Origin of the sequence: Paenibacillus sp. 2KB_20, from assembly GCF_052115765.1 — a bacterium.
GTDB lineage: Bacteria > Bacillota > Bacilli > Paenibacillales > Paenibacillaceae > Paenibacillus_AQ.
Genome location: NZ_JBFRHH010000003.1, coordinates 179,174 through 194,933, shown reverse-complemented (window position 1 = coordinate 194,933; position 15,760 = coordinate 179,174). Strand labels below are relative to the sequence as shown.

The 15,760-nt window shown below is 49.2% G+C and carries 15 protein-coding genes; 13 read left to right on the top strand and 2 right to left on the bottom strand.

Annotated features, from left to right (window positions below):
• Window positions 1–82 precede the first annotated feature (82 nt).
• The 11 genes from AB4124_RS10265 to AB4124_RS10215 all read left to right on the top strand — a co-directional run bounded on the left by AB4124_RS10265 (window position 83) and on the right by AB4124_RS10215 (window position 13,191).
• Entirely contained in the window at window positions 83–2,812 is a 2,730-nt protein-coding gene (locus tag AB4124_RS10265; RefSeq protein ID WP_441972707.1) for a copper amine oxidase N-terminal domain-containing protein, read from the top strand.
• 229 nt (window positions 2,813–3,041) lie between these two features.
• A complete protein-coding gene (locus AB4124_RS10260) occupies window positions 3,042–3,512 on the top strand; it encodes a Fur family transcriptional regulator (protein ID WP_430112971.1) in 471 nt (156 codons plus the stop codon).
• Entirely contained in the window at window positions 3,509–3,766 is a 258-nt protein-coding gene (gene yidD / locus AB4124_RS10255; protein ID WP_076320856.1) for a membrane protein insertion efficiency factor YidD, read from the top strand. Before AB4124_RS10260 ends, yidD begins: the two co-directional genes overlap by 4 nt.
• 473 nt (window positions 3,767–4,239) lie before the next feature.
• Complete coding sequence (gene metG / locus AB4124_RS10250) at window positions 4,240–6,228, top strand: methionine--tRNA ligase (RefSeq protein WP_430112973.1); 1,989 nt, start codon at window positions 4,240–4,242, stop codon at window positions 6,226–6,228.
• 210 nt (window positions 6,229–6,438) lie between these two features.
• Window positions 6,439–7,497 carry a metal ABC transporter solute-binding protein, Zn/Mn family gene (locus tag AB4124_RS10245; RefSeq protein ID WP_430112977.1) on the top strand — a complete coding sequence of 353 codons (1,059 nt, stop codon included), beginning with the start codon at window positions 6,439–6,441 and terminating at the stop codon, window positions 7,495–7,497.
• A gap of 101 nt (window positions 7,498–7,598) precedes the next feature.
• Window positions 7,599–8,348 carry a metal ABC transporter ATP-binding protein gene (locus AB4124_RS10240; RefSeq protein ID WP_076320859.1) on the top strand — a complete coding sequence of 250 codons (750 nt, stop codon included), beginning with the start codon at window positions 7,599–7,601 and terminating at the stop codon, window positions 8,346–8,348.
• 45 nt (window positions 8,349–8,393) lie between these two features.
• Complete coding sequence (locus AB4124_RS10235; RefSeq protein WP_076320860.1) at window positions 8,394–9,200, top strand: metal ABC transporter permease; 807 nt, start codon at window positions 8,394–8,396, stop codon at window positions 9,198–9,200.
• A gap of 17 nt (window positions 9,201–9,217) precedes the next feature.
• Window positions 9,218–9,931, top strand: a complete 714-nt coding sequence (locus tag AB4124_RS10230; RefSeq protein ID WP_076320861.1) for a cytochrome c biogenesis CcdA family protein — start codon at window positions 9,218–9,220, stop codon at window positions 9,929–9,931.
• A gap of 156 nt (window positions 9,932–10,087) precedes the next feature.
• Complete coding sequence (gene mntR / locus AB4124_RS10225) at window positions 10,088–10,513, top strand: transcriptional regulator MntR (RefSeq protein ID WP_076320862.1); 426 nt, start codon at window positions 10,088–10,090, stop codon at window positions 10,511–10,513.
• Between the two features lie 116 nt (window positions 10,514–10,629).
• Window positions 10,630–12,189 (top strand): family 10 glycosylhydrolase, encoded by a 1,560-nt coding sequence (locus AB4124_RS10220; RefSeq protein ID WP_430112981.1) that lies wholly within the window; start codon window positions 10,630–10,632, stop codon window positions 12,187–12,189.
• Between the two features lie 78 nt (window positions 12,190–12,267).
• Window positions 12,268–13,191 (top strand): patatin-like phospholipase family protein, encoded by a 924-nt coding sequence (locus AB4124_RS10215; RefSeq protein WP_441972702.1) that lies wholly within the window; start codon window positions 12,268–12,270, stop codon window positions 13,189–13,191.
• A 48-nt stretch (window positions 13,192–13,239) separates the two neighbouring features.
• On the opposite strand, the gene AB4124_RS10210 is transcribed toward AB4124_RS10215, so the two are convergent.
• Together AB4124_RS10210 and AB4124_RS10205 are read right to left on the bottom strand one after the other, a co-directional pair.
• Window positions 13,240–13,572, bottom strand: a complete 333-nt coding sequence (locus AB4124_RS10210) for a hypothetical protein (protein ID WP_339272100.1) — start codon at window positions 13,570–13,572, stop codon at window positions 13,240–13,242.
• 6 nt (window positions 13,573–13,578) lie between these two features.
• A complete protein-coding gene (locus AB4124_RS10205; protein WP_076320866.1) occupies window positions 13,579–14,571 on the bottom strand; it encodes a DUF1385 domain-containing protein in 993 nt (330 codons plus the stop codon).
• A 163-nt stretch (window positions 14,572–14,734) separates the two neighbouring features.
• Here AB4124_RS10205 and AB4124_RS10200 point away from each other — a divergent pair, with 163 nt between their 5' ends.
• Entirely contained in the window at window positions 14,735–15,232 is a 498-nt protein-coding gene (locus tag AB4124_RS10200) for a YqhR family membrane protein (RefSeq protein ID WP_441972700.1), read from the top strand.
• 77 nt (window positions 15,233–15,309) lie between these two features.
• Complete coding sequence (aroQ, locus tag AB4124_RS10195; protein WP_076320868.1) at window positions 15,310–15,756, top strand: type II 3-dehydroquinate dehydratase; 447 nt, start codon at window positions 15,310–15,312, stop codon at window positions 15,754–15,756.
• Window positions 15,757–15,760: the final 4 nt, after the last annotated feature.

Genomic DNA, 15,760 nt, shown 5'->3' with positions numbered 1-15,760 from the left:
CAACTTTTCGGGAAAGTCCGCGTCTAATAGTATGTCCAATAGAGGCAGACAGACTATACTGAGAGTTTTAAAGGAGTAGAGAATGAATTTCAAGAGAATCTCGATGATTACAGTCCTTGCCGCGGCCCAGGTATCCATGGCATTTCCCGCGGCAGCTGAATCACCGGATATTACAGCTCCGGCGCTAAATAGCCAATCAGCGCTGCAGTCCCCGGTGGAAGGACAAAGCCAGCAGAGTGGAGAACAACAGACGGACTTGCAGCAAGCGGAGGAAACATCAGCAACGCCAAAGGAAACATCTTCTGATTCAGTCGAAGGTACGATTAGCGATCCGAATGCCGAACCTTCTGCACCCAATGAACAGCAGGAGGATACGGAAAACGATCCTTCCGATAATGAGGTTTCAGAGAACGAAGAGGGCAGCCCATCCGGAGAGCCCGAAGTCAGTACTTCCAAGTTTTCTGCGAATGAACTTGTACTGATGATGAACAGCAATGTGATGTACCATAACGGCAAGAAATACAAAGCGGGTCAGCCGATGGCTGTGAAGCAAGGGGTATCCTATGTCGCCATTCGCGCCATGGTTGAACGTGCAGGACTGAAGCTGTCTTACGATAATAAAACGAAGGAAACCATCATCCTTAAGGATGGTAATGAACTTCGGTTTACGACAGGAAGCAGCAACTATAAAGTCAATGGACAGGTACGTTCGATGAAAGGCCCTGCCTACCAGAGCAACAATGTGTTTATGGTTCCGTTAACCGCGATCACGCAAGCGCTTGAAATTCCATACCAGGTGAACCAGCCCGAGAAGAAGGTTATTCTCGATCTATCCGGTATGGGCAGCGGCAACGGTAATGGTGAACAGCCAGGCGGAAATAACGGCGGGGGATCTGGCAGCGAGGTTCCGAATATACCGAATCTCGGGCCCAATGACCTCATCTTGATGATGAACAGCAACAAGATGTATCAGAACGGGAAAGCGTATACGGCAGGTCAGCCGATGGCAGTTAAGAACGGCGTATCCTATGTTGCCATTCGCTCCCTCGTTGATCGTGTCGGCCTGAAGCTGACCTATGACGGAAAGACTAAGGAAACGATTATTATCCGCGGTAACGATGAGCTTCGTTTTAAGACGAACAGCAGCGTTTACACCGTGAACGGGGTCAGAAAATCGATGAAGGGACCGGCTTACCAGTCCAACAATACGTTCATGGTGCCGCTGACCAGCATTACGCAGGCGCTGGACATCACCTATCGGGTGGACCAGCCGAATAAGCGGGTTATCCTTAGCTTGAGCGCAAAGCCCGTAGCTTCCTTCACGGTGCAGCCTGGTGAGATCCTCGCCGGACAAACAACGGTTACGTATAAGACGAATACCTATTCGCCGACGGGCCTGGCTATTGTTGACGAGCATTGGGAAGGCCGGGAAGAGATTTTTGACGAACCCGGCGTGCATACGGTTTCCTACTCGGTACAGGATTCCAGCGGGGAGTGGAGCGACCCGTATATATTGAGCATTCAAGTATCCGCTCCGAATACGCCGCCTGTTGCCATGTTCGAAACGGATAAACAGGAATATAAGATCGGTGAGAAAATAACGTACATGAATATGAGTTATGACAACGATCCTGGCGATGAGCTTACGTATAAGTGGGAAAACAACGATCAGGCCTTTTTTACGGCAGGACCGCATAAAGTGCTGTTGATTGTTACTGATAAACATGGAGCGACCAGCTCATACGAGAAGATTATCAACGTAACGAGCGAAGTATTGTATACGCGTGATCAATTCAATCAATTGTTTACGGGCATCGGCGACAAATACACCTTTGACGGATCCGCTGTGCCGACATGGAATCTGATGCCGATTACAAGAAGCTCCGAACCTTATCTGTTGATTCGCAGCAACTCTCCGGAAACCGTCTATCAAGAGGGTATCGTCTACCGCGAGGTCGGCAATGCCAGCACGCGATTCATGATCCACCACTTGAACGCAACCGGGAAGAACATGAAGATGTACGTCGTCGCCACTAACATCAACACCATGACGGCGCGTCTGACAACCGAGTATACGGGAATAGGCGGTCCGATTAATATACCGACTGCCACGGGAAAAGCAGCTGTTCAGCGCTACCTCGAGTCTATGCAATCAGCTGATTCATTCAAGACGATCTCGCTCGCGCCTGGGGAAAGCCGGGTCATTCTGCAAGACTTGAGCGCGCAAACCTTGAAGAATCAGCAGGTGCTGTCCATGTTTGCTGATCTCTATTCGGATTCACCGATCCGGTATGATGTCATCATGATTGATGAAGCCAAGGATCCGATTCAAAAGCTTCCTTACCTGAAGCTCCATCCGAGCGATGGCGTTCATAACCGGGGAACGTACCCGGACTCGACACGGATCATTGAATCCCATGATCTGGTTGGCAACACGCCTACCCGTCTAGCGCTCGGTGACAAGACAAACGATCCGAATCTGGAAGGGTATGACGGCATTAACGGTTCATATCAATCCAATGCCGGGAACTTCGGTGTGCTTTACAAAATCAAGCTGCACCGCGTAGCGCCCAATACGCTGATCACGCTGAATCCGCGTGGAGGCAAGTACATGGGTGCGCTGATGGTGAACGGAACTATCATTCAGACGCCGAATACAAGCGGAGGCGCTATATCTGCACCGAATGAAGCTGCCGTTCTCTATCGTACAGGGAATTACGAGCAGACCGTGGAAATCCTGTTTACGGCGGCGCCGGGAAGCAGCTTGCCAATCAACTTCCTGTTCCAGCCGCTTCCGCAAGTGAAGAACTAATCCATTATTTATTCATAACAAAGGGACAGCCTTACAGCCAGCACATGGTTAGGGTTGTCCTTTTTGTTGGCTGATATAAAGGGAGCTCGTCAAATGCCAAGCGTTTCGCGTCCCAGCGGCGCAGTACCTTGCAGGGGTTTAGTCTATCCACAACCGCTTCATTGACGCTGTCTTATTTTTCAGGCATTATAAGGAGAGAGTATCTTCAAGTAGAGGAGGTTACCTCCGTATGCTTACGACGGAACAGATCATCGACGCCATGTCGGAACATGGGCTGCGCATTACCGATCAGCGCAAGACGCTTGCCAAATTGTTTGGGGAACATCCTGGATATTTGACGGCCAAGGATGTGTACGAATATATGGGCCGTAAGTACAGCGGTTTGAGCTTTGATACAGTGTACCGGAATCTTCGGGTATTGTACGAGCTCGGTGTATTGGAGCAGGTAGTGTTCGAGGAAGGCATCAAGTTCCGAGGACGATGCAGCGAAGAGCATCATCATCATCACATGATTTGCCTGCAGTGCCAGAAGACGTACCCGATTACGTTTTGCCCGATGCAGCAGACCGATGCACCGGATGATTTCCAGGTGGTTCAGCATAAATTCGAAGTGTTCGGCTACTGCCGGGACTGCGGCAAGGACAATACCGATAAGGAAACTTCACCAGCCAGTGGAGGAAAGCGGGACAGCCGGGTATGAGCACGGCACGTAGGGTAGTGAAGGTGCCGATACACTTCTATCGGAAATTCATTTCTCCGTTGAAACCGGCGACTTGCCGATTCTACCCGACCTGCTCGGCCTATGCACTGGAAGCGATTGAGGTACACGGCGCGCTGAAGGGCTCCTGGCTAGCGGCCAAGCGAATAGCAAGATGCCATCCGTTTCATCCAGGCGGCATTGACATGGTTCCACCGCGCAAGGATAAGGTGTCGTCTTCATTGACAGAGAAATAGCGTTTTTGGGGTATCCTTATCGATACGAAGCGGAATGGCATGCTGTCTTTGGACATAGCAATCCCACGGAACGCGACTCACCTTGACACACCGCAGCCCGTTTGATTAAAATGTAAGAAATTATAGGTACATCCGAGGAAGAGATAAGTACGAAAAGCTTGCCTTGAACAGAGAGCCGGAACAGCTGGAAACCGGTCTTGGCGAATTTCGGAAAATGGTCTTGGAGGATCCGCTTTTGAGCGCTGCAGTCCGGGTAATAAGGCTGCCGTAAAGAAGCGGCGTGAGCCAGCGTTAATGGACGCCGTATGACGGCAGATGAGCCTGTTGCCCGTAAGGGGACAGGGAATTTGGGTGGTAACACGTGAGAACAACTCTCGTCCCATGGGGACGGGGGTTTTTTGCTGTTTACTGCTGTTTTTCAATAAGAGATTACTTGGTACAAACAATCAATTTCACGGTAAAGGAAGGTTACTATGGCAGACAAAAAGACGTTTTATATTACAACGCCAATCTATTACCCAAGCGACAAGCTGCATATCGGCCATGCTTATACTACGGTGGCCGGCGACGCCATGGCTCGTTACAAACGGCTTCGTGGATACGATGTCCGTTATTTGACGGGGACCGATGAGCACGGACAGAAGATTGAACGCAAAGCGGCGGAGGCTGGGAAAACCCCGCAGCAGTTTGTTGACGACATCGTGGCAGGCATCAAAGACCTGTGGAAGAAGCTGGACATATCCAACGAAGATTTCATTCGCACAACGGAGCAGCGCCACACCAAGGTTGTGCAGGAGGTATTTGAACGTCTGCTGAAGCAAGATGACATCTACAAGGGTGAATACGAAGGCTGGTACTGCACGCCTTGTGAGTCGTTCTTCCTGGAACGTCAGCTTGTCAACGGCAACTGTCCGGACTGTGGCCGACCAGTAGAGCTTGTGAAGGAAGAGAGTTACTTCTTCCGCATGAGTAAATATGTGGACCGCCTGCTCCAGTATTACGAGGAGAATCCGGATTTCATTCAGCCGGTATCCCGCAAGAATGAAATGATCAACAACTTCATTAAACCGGGTCTTGAGGATCTGGCTGTGTCCCGTACGACCTATGAGTGGGGCGTGAAGGTGAAGAGCGATCCAAAACACGTGATCTATGTGTGGATTGACGCACTCCTGAACTATATAACGGCACTCGGATACGGTACGGAGGACACCAGCCTGTATGACAAATACTGGCCGGCCGATGTTCACCTGATGAGTAAGGAGATCGTCCGTTTCCATACGATCTATTGGCCGATCATTCTGATGGCGCTCGATGTTCCGCTTCCGAAAAAGGTGTTTGCTCATGGCTGGCTGCTGATGAAGGACGGGAAAATGTCCAAGTCCAAGGGGAATGTGGTCGATCCGGTTACGATGATTGACCGGTATGGTCTCGATGCGCTTCGTTATTACCTGCTGCGTGAAGTTCCATTCGGAGCGGACGGCACCTTTACGCCGGAAAGCTTCGTGGAACGGGTGAACTCAGACCTGGCCAATGACTTGGGTAACCTGTTGAACCGTACCGTGGCCATGGTCGATAAATATTTTGACGGAGTCGTTCCGGCTTTCTCCGCTGGCGTAACGCCGTTTGATGCAGCGATCGAGGAAGCAGCTAAGTCGGTTTATGAGAAAGTCGAAACCGCTATGGAAAATATGGAATTCTCGGTTGCGCTGACGGCGATCAGCCAGTTTGTCAGTCGCAGCAACAAATACATTGATGAGACACAGCCATGGACGCTGGCCAAAGACGAGAGCAAACGAAATGAACTGGCATCTGTCATGAGTCATTTGGTGGAGACGCTCCGCGTGGCATCGATCCTGCTGCAGCCGTTCCTGACCCGTACGCCGAAGAAAATGTGGGATCAGCTCGGTCTGGCGGAAGGCGAATGGACGACTTGGGAAAGCGGACGCCAGTTCGGAGCCATACCGGCTGGAACGAAGCTTCAAAAGGGCGAGCCGATATTCCCACGCCTGGATACAGAGCAGGAAGTGGCCTACATCGCAGAGGCGATGACAGGCGGTACGAAGGCCGCCCAGGAGGAACCTACGACCTCGGCAGCAGCTTCGTCCGCCGAAAGCACGGAGGAGCCTGTAGAGCTTAAAGAGGAAATCGGCATTGAGGATTTTGCCAAGGTCGAGCTGCGCGTAGCGCAGGTAATCGCTGCTGAGCCGGTTAAGAAAGCAGATAAGCTGCTCAAACTGCAGCTTGATCTCGGATTTGAGCAGCGGCAAGTGGTATCCGGCATTGCGAAGTTCTACAAGCCGGAGGAATTAGTCGGACGCAAAGTGATTTGCGTAACGAACTTGAAGCCGGTGAAACTTAGAGGTGAAATGTCGCAAGGTATGATTCTGGCCGCCTCCCACGGCGACCAGCTGACGCTTGCAACGGTACCGGATGGCATGCCTAACGGTGCCGTTGTCAAATAAAAAGCTCTCTCATTGAATTAAGTCGCGATAGACGGTGTACCCTGTTAAAGGGTACGCCGTTATTTTTTCCTTTAATACGGGGGATATAACATCTCTATTGAAAATTAATAGTAATTTTTACGATTTGGTTGACAATGATGTTTGCCTGCTCTTATAATCTTGTTAGTAAAGATTACGATTAATTGAACGGAGCGGATATGGGAGATGAACATGAACAAGAGAAAGAGAGAAAGCAAACTTAACAGTTGGACCTGGAGTGTGACCTCTATATTGTTGGCGGTACTCATCCTGTCGGGGTGCGGAAGTAAATCTGGCGGCAGCATTGTCGAAGGCAAGGTAAACGTCATTACGACCTTTTATCCAATCTATGAGTTTACGAAGGAAATTGGCGGGGACGACGTCAATGTTGTAAATCTTCTGCCAACGGGCGTGGAACCGCATGATTGGACGCCGCGCAGCCAGGATATCGTGAATACTTCCAAGGCCCAGCTGTTTCTCTATAACGGTGCTGGATTGGAAGGCTGGGTACCTGGGTTTCTGAAGGGACTTGATAAAGATACGCAAGTTAAGCCGGTTGAAGTCAGTCACGGGATCAAGCTGATTGATGCCGTGGGAGACGATGGTCATGGACACGGGGCAGCAGCTCATGAAGAAGAGCACGATCACAGCCATGAGGAAGGCACGGAAGAAGACCATGCGGGCCATGAACACGAGGAAGCGGCCGCTGGGACTAGCGCCGACACACATCATACGGATCCGCATACATGGGTAAGCCCGAAATCGGCACTGGTCATGGCAGAGAATATCAAGAATAGTCTTGTCGAGGTGGATTCCGAGCATAGGGACGGCTACGAACTGCGCTTTGAAGCCCTGAAAGAGAAGCTGGTCAAACTGGATAATGATTTCACAAGCGAGTTGTCCAAAATGCCGAAAAAAGACATTGTCGTTTCCCACCAGGCATTTGGCTATCTGTGCCGGGATTATGGCTTGACGCAGCATGCGATTATGGGACTTTCGCCGGACGCGGAGCCCAGAGCGCAGGATATAGTAAACCTGACCAAAACGGTGAAAGAGAAGGAAGTCAAATATATTTTCTTCGAAGAACTCATATCGGATAAACTTGCCAAAACGCTGGCGAATGAAGCGGGCGTGGAAACCTTGGTATTGAATCCCGTGGAGGGACTGACGAAGGAGCAGGCAAGCGGCGGTGACAATTATTTCACGCTAATGGAGAAAAATTTGCAAAATCTAACGAAGGCTTTACAATAAGGAAGATGGGGGAGCATATCCCCCTCTTCTTTCGTGTTATGAACGTTTATGATGTTCATATATTTAGATAGAAAGACTACAGAGAGAAAGGCGGCCTGGTTATGGAGCCGGCAGCACAGGATTGCCACCAACCTATTGTACAAATCAAGGATGTATCCTTTCATTACCGCGAGCAACAGGTGATCAAGGATCTCAATTTCACCATAAAAGAGCGGGACTTTGTAGGTATTGTCGGGTCTAATGGGGCAGGCAAAACCACTTTACTCCGCATGATTGTTGGATTGCTGCCTGCCGCGGAAGGGTCTATCGAACTCTTCGGTCAGCCGATCCGTAAGTTTCAGGACTGGGAGCGAATCGGGTACGTTCCGCAGAAAAATTCGTTTAATCCGCTGTTCCCCGCCACTGTGCGCGAAGTCGTCATGTCCGGGCTATATAATCGGAAGAAAATGTTTCGCCGTTTGAACCGTCTGGACCACCAGAAATGTGAGGATGCTCTGGAAGTGATGCGCATTCAGGATATTGCTGATAAGCGGATCGGCGCTCTGTCCGGTGGACAGCAGCAGCGCGTTTTTCTCGCCCGGGCGCTCATTAATCGTCCGGATCTGCTCATACTTGACGAGCCTACGATCGGCATTGATGCCGATACCCAAGCCGGATTCTTTGAATTGATTACCCATATGCATGCCCATCATCGCATGACGTTTTTGATGGTTACCCATGATTTGGACATGGTTAAAGATTACTTGGGAGAATCGCCGGTATCGCAGAACGGGAAAATTCAGTTTTTTGTAAGGCATTCTCATGATATCGAAAACTGCGCAGAAGTGGATCTGCAGCATTCGCTCGTATAATGTATAGAAACAAACTTTTTGAAGCAGGAGAAGGGGACGTTATCATTGCTTGATATTTTGTTTAGCGATTTTTTTCAGCGGGCGCTGATCGGAGGAGTTCTGATCGGTATCACAGCCCCGCTAATCGGGATATTCCTCGTGCTGCGCAGGCTGTCCATGATCGGCGATACGTTGTCACACGTCACGATTGCGGGTGTGGCACTCGGATTTCTGATCGAAGTATATCCGCTTGCCGCAGGGCTTGTGTTTGCGGTGCTGGCCTCGTTTGCGATTGAGAAGCTGCGAAAGGCGTATAAAAGTTATGCCGAGCTGTCAATCGCCATTATTATGTCTGGCGGCGTTGCGCTTGCTTCGCTGTTTTTCACCTTGGGAATGGGCTATAATACGGATGTTATGAGTTATTTGTTCGGCAGCATTTATACGCTGGATTCCACGGATATTTATATGGTGGGCGGTGTAACCGTCGTTGTCATTGCGGTTGTGGTTATGTTCTTCAAGGAGTTCTTCCTGCTCAGCTTCGAGGAGGATGCAGCCAGTGTCAGCGGCCTGCCTGTCAAAATGATGAACATGATCATTACGGTACTGACCGCGCTTGTCGTAAGCACCGCCATCAAAATTGTGGGTGCGCTTCTGGTCTCCGCATTGTTGGTGATTCCGGTAGCGATCAGTTTATTGCTGGCGAGAAGCTTCCGAAGCTCCATCGTATTATCGGTTATCATCTCCGAAATTGCCGTTATCGGGGGACTGATGCTTGCGGGCATATTTAATTTGGCACCTGGCGCGACTATCGTGCTGCTGCTAATCAGCTTGCTTATCATTACGCTTGTCGGCAAAAAGGGCTTTACGACATAAGGGGGTTCTGAAATAAAATGGCTGATATTAATATCGGCATCGCGTTTGCTGCCGGTTTTGCTTCTTTTATATCTCCATGCTGTTTACCGCTGTACCCGTCCTACTTATCTATTATTACAGGCATGTCGGTCAATGACCTGAAGAGCGAACAGAACCGCAAGGAGGTCCGATTCCGGACCATGACGCATACACTCGCGTTCATCCTTGGATTTTCTGCCGTTTATTATACCCTCGGTTGGGGTGCTGGCCTATTTGGGGAGTTCTTCACGGAATATCAGGACCTGATCCGTCAGCTGTCCGCGCTGCTTATCATCGTAATGGGACTTATGCTGATTGGTATTTTCCAGCCCAAGTTTTTAATGAAGGACCGGAAATTCAATTTTAAATCCAAACCGACCGGATACATAGGAACATTTCTGTTTGGCATCGGGTTTGCTGCAGGCTGGTCGCCATGTGTCGGACCGATTTTAACGGCCATCATCGCGCTGGCAGCTTCCGATCCGGGAACCTGGTTCCCGCTGATTACCTCTTACTCTTTGGGGTTTGCAGTACCATTTTTTATCCTGGCCTTTTTCATTGGCTCCACCCGTTGGATTCTGAAGTATTCAAACATCTTGATGAAGGTCGGCGGTATATTGATGATTCTGATGGGGGTTCTGCTCTTCACGGATCAAATGTACAAAATTACGATTTGGCTGCAAGGCATTACGCCGGAGTGGCTTAAATTCTAAAGCTGGGGGGGGGGAAGGCTGGTCCAATTTATAAGTCATTATTGGCATAGGATTGGACCAGGACTTGCCAACCGGTCTCAAAAACATGTATCATTACTAGTGCAGGTAAAACAGTTTTTTGCACGGGTTATGTAATTATAGAAAAGAGGGAATAAGATGCCGACACCTAGCATGGAGGATTATTTGGAGCGCATCTACAAGTTGATCGACGAAAAAGGATATGCGCGCGTTTCGGATATTGCCGAAGGCTTGGAGGTTCACCCCTCATCCGTCACGAAAATGATTCAAAAGCTGGACAAAGACGAATATTTGATCTATGAAAAATATCGTGGTTTGGTTTTGACCAGCAAAGGCAAAAAAATGGGCAAACGGCTCATGGAACGTCATCATTTGCTTGAGGAATTCCTTGAGATGATAGGTGTACAGGATGAAAATATTTATAGGGATGTTGAGGGAATCGAGCATCATTTAAGCTGGGATTCCATTATGAGAATTGAGACGCTTGTGGAGTATTTCAAGCGCGATGAGAATCGACTTCAGGATTTGCGTGACGTTCATAATGAATTAGTCAACGAATCGTAATGTGGCATCTGTCCGCTTGTGACAGATGCTTTTTTAAACTGAATCGTCATATTTCTAATGTTATACTAATAAGTTAGATTACCTGCAAATTTCATATTTTCGGAGGATTAATAGAAATGAAGCTTCGTAGATGGTTGTTGGTGCTCATTATGTTACTATTGTGTCTCCCGTCGGTGGTCCCAACTGCGCAAGCGAAGGCAGCTCCAATCAGTATTCAGTTGGACGGCGTAACCTTAAACAGTGACGTATCTCCTTACATATTGCCGAAGGTTAACGTAACCATGGTTCCTACGCGGATTATCAGTGAAGGCCTGGGCGCTTCGGTAGCCTGGAATCAGAAGTTAAAGACAGTAACAATCGGGATGGACGGTTCGAGCCTCCAATTGACATCCGGCAGCAAAACCGCGCTTGTGAACGGCTCATCCATACCGCTGGATGCATCGGTTGAAGTTAAGACCGGCCGGGTTATGGTGCCGCTGCGGTTTATCAGCGAGAACCTGGGTGTGCAAGTTGAATGGAACCAAGCGGCACAGCGCATCTCGCTAACGACAGGCACGGACGTCGTTCTTCCACCACCGGTATCCACGGGGGATGAAGTCAGAGGGGCTTGGATATCCACGGTGTTCAATCTGGATTGGCCGAAAACAAAGACCAGCGCAGAACAGCAAAAGGCATCTTACATCGCCTTGCTGGATTCGCTCCAGGAAGTGGGCATTAATACCGTGTACGTGCAGGTACGTCCGGCTGGCGATGCATTGTATCCTTCAACTATAGTGCCATGGTCTAAGGTGCTGACAGGCATTCAAGGCCTTGATCCGGGGTATGATCCGGTAGCTTTCATGGTCGAGGAAACGCATAAACGGAATATGGAGTTCCACGCATGGTTCAATCCTTTCCGAGCAAACACCGATATTTTGACAGCATCACTTGATCCATCCCATGTTGCGCTCAGCCACCCGGATTGGATCGTGAACATAGGTAAGCAGCTGTACATTAATCCAGGGATCCCGGAAGCTCGGCAGCATATCATCGATACCATTATGGAGGTCGTGAACGGATACGATATTGACGGTATTCACCTGGATGATTATTTCTACCCATCCAATACGGTCTTCAACGATGATGCGGCATACCGCCAATATAACCAAGGTGCTTATTCCAGCCTTGCGGATTGGCGCCGGGGAAATATCAATGCATTTGTGCAAACGCTCGGAGAGAGCATACACCGTGTGAAACCTAATGTGGAATACGGAATCAGTCCTTTCGGCGTATGGCGTAACCAATCCGTGGATAAGACGGGATCGGATACAAAAGCGGGTGTGACGGCTTATGACAGCATGTATGCCGATGTGAGGGCCTGGATTCAGAACGGCTGGATCGATTACGTAGCTCCGCAGATCTACTGGAGCATGAGTAACCCTGCCGCCGATTATGATAAGCTGGTTGACTGGTGGGTTAGTGAAGTGCAAGGAACCGGCGTTGACCTTTTGATCGGTCATGCGCCCTACAAACTGGGAACCAGTGAGATTGGTTGGCAGAGCGCATCGGAAATCATCAATCAACTGAAGTATAATCAGAATTATGCCGAGGTTAAAGGCAGCATTTTCTTTAGAGCAGAGAATATTTTAAACAATCCGTTAGGCATTAAAGATCAATTGCAATCATATTATAGATAAATCGGCACGTCCTATAGGTATGAAACATCCCCCGCGCTCATACATAGTCATTAGACCATGTGAGGCGGGGGATTTTATATGCAAATCAATGCGGTATTTGAAGGTGGGGGAGTCAAGGGAATCTCGCTTGCCGGGGCTGTCAAGGCGGCGGAGAATGCCGGCATGGAATTCAGCCGCGTTGCAGGAACGTCCTCCGGATCCATCGTGGCATCCGTGCTGGCAGCAGGTTACCGAGCAGATGAGATCAAGCGCATCATTGAGGAGACGCCTTTTCATTCGTTTCTCCAGCGAGCACCTATCTTTAACACGAAGTTGATCGGTCCTGCCTTGCGGGTGTTGATTAAGAAGGGGCTGTATTCCGGAGAAGCCCTGGAGAACTGGATTCGGGAAATCCTGCTTGCCAAAGGGATATTTACTTTTTCGGACATCCCGGCAGGCAAACTATATATTGTGGCTTCCGACATTACGAATGGAAGGCTGCTGGTGCTTCCGGACGATCTTCGCCAATATGGCATAAACCCTGCATCATTTCCCGTGGCAAAGGCTGTGCGCATGAGCTGCAGCATTCCGTATTTTTTCGATCCCGTCATTCTTCGTTTATTGGGCAGGGCTGCCAAGGGCAAATCGTTTGGAGAACAGTTTGTTTATATCGTGGATGGGGGGCTGCTGAGCAACTTTCCGTTATGGCTTTTTGACCGTGAGTCGAAGGGAGGGCCTAAGCCGCTGCCAGTGCTTGGCTTTCAGATGGTCGGAAAGAATAGTAACTTACCCCATCTGATCGATGGCCCGATCGGCATGTTAACCGCCATGTTCGAGACGATGCTTTCCGCTCACGATGAACGCTATATTGAACAGGAAAATCGCAATCGAACGATCAAAATTCCGACGCTTGGCATTGGCACCACTCATTTTAATCTGACCAAGGAAGAGAGCGAAAATTTGTACAATTCGGGATTAACGGCAGGTACGATGTTTTTCACCCGCTGGAAATCCGAACATTAAAAAAATCGTCCAGCCGGCATGAGTTTGCGCGGTTGGACGGTTTTCTTGTTAGTGATATTTAGGAACATCATCGGATGGGTCGGATTTTCCTTTTTGCCCATCGATCACTTGAAACGGGTACTGTTTACGTTTTGCAGTTGGACTGCTCTTCCGTACGGTGCTGTTTTTTGCCGCCAACTTTGCTGCCGTTCGCTTAGAAGGCTTCACCTTGGGCCGCTTGTTCAAACGGCGAGGCGGAAACTTGTAGAGCACATACACGACAGCAACAATAATGAGTGGAATCAAAATATTCAGTCTTGAACCAGGGTCTAACAGGAGTACCAGTAGCCCTATGGCGGCTAACGTGATCGCCGTCCAAAAAATGATCGCATGCCTTCTCATGGATTATCACCCTTTCGCGGGATCCAGCACACTTCCTGTCACAGATTGGTGAACTGTAACATTCTCGTATTGAGCATCTAACTCACGCATTCTGTTAAAGGATGCGATGGATACTTCAACTTGATCATCATTAGGTTCCTTCGTCGTTAGAAGCTGCAGCCACAGACCGGGATAACCGAGGAAACGGAGTACCGGCATGTCTCGCATGGCATTGGTAAGTTTCAGGAACTCAAAGGAAACGCCAAGCACGACCGGAAGAAGCGCGATTCTTTGAATGACCCGTTGCGTCATGGTATCCCATGGCACCACCGAGTAGACGACAACGCCGAGAACAATGGTCAGCATCATGAAGCTGCTGCCGCAGCGATAATGCAGTCGTGTATATTTCTGAACATTCTTCACCGTCAACTCTTCGCCAGCTTCAAATGCGCTGATGACTTTGTGTTCAGCACCGTGGTACTGGAACAGTCTTTTAATGACAGGTGTCTGGGAGATCGCCCATAAATATACAAGGAGCAGTATTAATTTAATTACGCCTTCAATCAGGTTATGCACAATATAGTGATCAAATGTATTGCCAAAAAAGAAATCCTCTACAAAAACAGGAACGAGTGTAAACAGCAGCTTGCCGAATACAAAGGAAAGCACACTGACGGCGGCCACACCGATAATCATGCTTAAACTCCAGCCTGAGTCTTCTTTCTCCTTCTGTTTCTCACGTTCTTCCGGCTCCAGGGTATCGTCAGCATATGCATCCGCAGAGTAATTCAAATGTTTGGAACCCTTAATTGTAGAATCTATGAGACTGACGATGCCGCGAAGAAGCGGAATCTTCCGCAGCTTCCGAACCCATGTCTTGTCTTCGCGAGGCACCTCGAGAAACTTGATTTCGTTATTTTTACGCCGTACGGCCGTCACATTCACATGCTTTCCGCCGAACATAACGCCTTCGATTACAGCTTGGCCTCCATAGCTGATCGGGGTTGACTTATCGGACAACCAGTTCACCCTCCCTGACATGTTTTTCGTTCTATGAACTATTGTATCGAATTTTGAAAGTAATTTCTAGTTGGATTAGCCGTAAGGGAAGCGGAGCATACTACTTTCAGAGAAGAACGGGGTAAGAGCAATAGTTCGATGACTTAGAGAGGAGAATCATTAGATGCATGAACATCAATTTCGACAGCAGAACCAAGTCACCAATCCATTTGTGTTTGCCCTGGAGCTGGGCTATTACGCAGGTCTGATTTGGGGGGGCGTGGTCTGGATATTTTACTGGTTAAAATTCACGAAGGTGCTGCCGGGCTTTTTGCTGGAGCCATTCTTCAAGCATGAGTTCCTAAAGACGACTGCCGGACAAATCGCCGGTTGGCTGTCCTTTATCGCGTTTTCCGTCATCGCTTCCCTCATCTATGTCACCTTGTTCAGGAAGCTGAAGGGCCCGTGGCCCGGTATTGCTTACGGAATCATATGGTGGGCGGTGCTGTTCGTCGCGCTCAATCCATGGCTTCGGCTGACGGACCCGGTGAAGAAGCTGCCGTGGGATACAAACATCTCAGAGGTTTGTATTTTTATATTATGGGGACTATTTATCGGTTATACGATTGCGCAGGAATTCACCGATGAGAAACTGCGCGAACCGAAGAAGGTGACAGGCTAAGCAATAAAAACTTCTCAACCCTATGCCGCCTATGGTAAAATAGCTTTTGGTTATTTGACGAAAAGGTGGGAAGCCCTATGAAATCCATATGGGTGATAAACGGACCGAACTTAAACCTGCTCGGCTTCCGTGAACCGGGCATTTATGGTTCACTCAGCTTGCAGGCGATCGAAGATAATTTGCGTAAACAGGCGGATCTCGCCGGTATCGGTATTACCTTCTATCAGTCTAATCATGAGGGTGCTATCATCGACCGTATTCATGAAGCTATTGGACAGGCGGACGGCATACTACTTAACCCGGGAGCACTGACCCACTACAGCTACGCTGTACGTGATGCCATCAGTTCTGCCCGTATTCCGACAGTGGAAGTTCATCTATCGAACATTCATGCCAGGGAGGAATTTCGTCATACCTCCGTCATCGCACCTGTTGCTGTCGGACAAATCGCGGGTTTTGGCGCAGCGAGTTACACACTGGGCTTGTCGGCCCTTTTGCAAGTCCTGAACGACCCAGAAGGATAGCTTG

What these genes read in the sequence shown, in the direction of transcription:
- AB4124_RS10245 (WP_430112977.1), top strand. Translation starts at nt 6,439, where the DNA reads ATGAACAAGAGAAAGAGAGAAAGCAAACTTAACAGTTGGACCTGGAGT.
- AB4124_RS10240 (WP_076320859.1), top strand. Translation starts at nt 7,599, where the DNA reads ATGGAGCCGGCAGCACAGGATTGCCACCAACCTATTGTACAAATCAAG.
- AB4124_RS10230 (WP_076320861.1), top strand. Translation starts at nt 9,218, where the DNA reads ATGGCTGATATTAATATCGGCATCGCGTTTGCTGCCGGTTTTGCTTCT.
- yidD (WP_076320856.1), top strand. Translation starts at nt 3,509, where the DNA reads ATGAGCACGGCACGTAGGGTAGTGAAGGTGCCGATACACTTCTATCGG.
- mntR (WP_076320862.1), top strand. Translation starts at nt 10,088, where the DNA reads ATGCCGACACCTAGCATGGAGGATTATTTGGAGCGCATCTACAAGTTG.
- metG (WP_430112973.1), top strand. Translation starts at nt 4,240, where the DNA reads ATGGCAGACAAAAAGACGTTTTATATTACAACGCCAATCTATTACCCA.
- AB4124_RS10220 (WP_430112981.1), top strand. Translation starts at nt 10,630, where the DNA reads ATGAAGCTTCGTAGATGGTTGTTGGTGCTCATTATGTTACTATTGTGT.
- AB4124_RS10200 (WP_441972700.1), top strand. Translation starts at nt 14,735, where the DNA reads ATGCATGAACATCAATTTCGACAGCAGAACCAAGTCACCAATCCATTT.
- aroQ (WP_076320868.1), top strand. Translation starts at nt 15,310, where the DNA reads ATGAAATCCATATGGGTGATAAACGGACCGAACTTAAACCTGCTCGGC.
- AB4124_RS10265 (WP_441972707.1), top strand. Translation starts at nt 83, where the DNA reads ATGAATTTCAAGAGAATCTCGATGATTACAGTCCTTGCCGCGGCCCAG.
- AB4124_RS10260 (WP_430112971.1), top strand. Translation starts at nt 3,042, where the DNA reads ATGCTTACGACGGAACAGATCATCGACGCCATGTCGGAACATGGGCTG.
- AB4124_RS10215 (WP_441972702.1), top strand. Translation starts at nt 12,268, where the DNA reads ATGCAAATCAATGCGGTATTTGAAGGTGGGGGAGTCAAGGGAATCTCG.
- AB4124_RS10210 (WP_339272100.1), bottom strand. Translation starts at nt 13,572, where the DNA reads ATGAGAAGGCATGCGATCATTTTTTGGACGGCGATCACGTTAGCCGCC.